Below are 2,415 nucleotides of genomic sequence, written 5' to 3'. Positions count from 1 at the left end.
GTACCCGCCCGCGCGCCGCGCCCACATCCGCATCGTCGAGATCGACGCCGCGCGGCCCATCGACGGCGCGCTGCCGGGCATCGCGCTGCAGCCGGGTGCGGACCTGGGCAGCTACCCGTGGCTGCATCCGGTGAATCTGGGCCGCATGGCCGACATCGTCGCCTCCGATCTGGAACGGCTCGCGCCCCAGGCCGCACCGGTGCTGGCGCGCAATCTCGCAGGCCTCAAGCAGCAGCTTGTCGCGCTGTCGGGCAGGACCGAAACCGCGCTGCTGGCCGCGCCCAATCTGAGCGTGGTGTCGCTGTCGCCGCGCCTGGATTACCTGGCTTCGGCGTTCAATCTCGAGCTGGTTCCGGGCAGCACCGATCCCCAGGCGCTGGCGGCGCTGATCCGCCGCGAAGGCGTGGCCGCGGTGCTGCACCACGAAGAGTTGCCGCCGGAACTCGCCCAGGCCGTGAAGGGCGCGGGTGCGGCCGTGGCGGTGCTGGCCGCCGACGGCCAGCAGCCGGTGGCCGATATCGAAGCCCTGGCCGCGCGCCTTGTGGTGGCGCTGCGCCTGCGCTGAGCGGCGCTGTCGCTGCGCCGATCCGACATCTCTCATTCCAGTCCATTCCATGACCGCATTCCGTCTCTCCCGCAGCCGCGCGCCTGCTTTGGCCGTGCTCGCGCTGTCCCTGTCGCTGGCCGCATCGGCCCGCGCCGACTATCTCTGGCTGCAGCGCGATGGCGCCCAGGCGCGCGTGTTCGCGGGCGAAGTCCCCAAGCCGCTGGCGCAACTGCCCGCGCTGCGCGACGCCAGGCCGGTCGCGCCCGAAGGCCAGTCGCCGGCGCTCGAAACCGCGGCCAATCACTTTGCGTTCACGCCCGCGGGGCAGGGCGATCTGCGTTTCACCGCGACGCGCGCCGACGCCGATGGCGTGCTGACCTATTTCCAGGCGAAGTTCGGCCGCGCCGAAACCAAGGCCGTCAACGACCTCGAACTGGTGCCCACGGTTGCCGGCGGCAATACGTTCCAGCTGATGTTCAAGGGGCGCCCGGTCGCGGCCAGCCAGGTCAATGTCGACACCTCCGAAGGCTGGCGCCGCGTGCTCACGCCGGCCAAGGACGGCAGCGTGAGTTTCGTGCCCGCCTTCCCCGGCCTCTACGTGCTTGAAGTCTCGGCGCGCGTGGACAACGGCGCGGTCACGATCGACGGAAAAAAATACGCAGACGTGCGCCACACGGCCACGCTGAGCTTCGAGGTGGCACGCTGAAATGACTTTGCCTGATTCACTTTCTCTTTCGCCGCGCCGCCGCTCCCGTGCGGTGCGCTATTTTGTGCCGCTCGCGGCGGTGGTGGCGCTGGGCGCGCTGTGGCTGCTGCTGCGCCCGGCCGCGGCATCGCCCTGGCAGACCGTGACCGTCGCCCGGGGCGACATCGAAGCCAGCGTCGCCGCCATCGGCACGCTGCAGCCGCTGCGCTCGGTCGATGTCGGCGCCCAGGTTTCGGGCCAGATCACGCGTCTGCTGGTGCGCGCCGGCGACGAAGTCGAGAAGGGCCAGCTGCTGGCCGAGATCGACGCCAGCGTGCTCGCCGCCACGGTCGAGGCCGGCCGCGCGCAGATTGCGGGCCTGCGCGCCCAGGCCGACGACGCGCGCGCCCAGCATGAACTCGCGGGCCAGCAGCATGCGCGCCAGCAGCAGATGGCCAGGGATGAAGCGACGCGGCTCGAAGACCTGCAGACCGCGGCCGCGATGCTCAAGTCGACGGCCGCGCGCGTGGCGCAGTACGAAGCGCAGATCGCCCAGACCGCCGCGAGCCTGCGCGCCGACGAAGCCCGGCTGGGCTATACGCGCATCTACGCACCCATCGCGGGCACGGTCACGGGCCTCGATGTGAAGGAAGGCCAGACGCTGAACGCGACCTACCAGACGCCGACGGTGCTGCGCATCGCCGACCTGCGCCGCATGACGGTCTGGACCGATGTGTCGGAAGCCGACATCCGCCAGGTGAAGTCCGGCATGCCCGCGTACTTCAGCACGCTGGGCAGCGACCGCCGGCGCTGGAGCGGCACGGTGCGCCAGGTGCTGCCCGCGCCGTCGGCCGCCGCGGGCGCACCGGCCACGGCCACGGCCGGCATGCCTGCTGCCGGCACCAAGGCCGTGCAGTACACGGTGCTGTTCGATGTCGACAACCCCGACGGCGCGCTGATGCCGCAGATGACGGCCCAGGTCACGTTCGTGTCGGCGGCCGTGAAGGACGTGCTCACGGCGCCGCTGGCGGCGTTCACCGCGCTCGACGGCGAGTCGGGTGCCTATGAGGCGCGCATCCTGGCCGAGAAGTCGCCCGATCAACTGGTCGAAGTGCGCCGCGTGCAACTGGGCACGCGCAACCGGCTGCAGGTCGAAGTCACGGGCGGCCTCGAAGAGGGCGAG

Annotated in this window: 3 protein-coding genes; all 3 read left to right on the top strand. The window is 71.2% G+C overall.

All coding sequences use genetic code 11. From position 1 onward, the window contains the following. Positions 1-565 (top strand): metal ABC transporter solute-binding protein, Zn/Mn family (locus tag D3H34_RS31775; RefSeq protein WP_167481314.1); only part of this gene is annotated, 565 nt, incomplete at its 5' end. A gap of 49 nt (positions 566-614) precedes the next feature. Beyond that, positions 615-1,253 (top strand): hypothetical protein, encoded by a 639-nt coding sequence (locus D3H34_RS31770; protein ID WP_119558774.1) that lies wholly within the window; start codon positions 615-617, stop codon positions 1,251-1,253. A 1-nt stretch (position 1,254) separates the two neighbouring features. Beyond that, positions 1,255-2,415, top strand: a 1,161-nt coding sequence (locus D3H34_RS31765) for an efflux RND transporter periplasmic adaptor subunit (RefSeq protein WP_119558775.1), incomplete at its 3' end; no start/stop codon positions are given.

The sequence above is a fragment of the Acidovorax cavernicola genome, assembly GCF_003581445.1.
The sequence above is the reverse complement of the archived record's forward strand: the minus strand, read 5'-3'. Positions and strand labels throughout refer to the sequence as shown.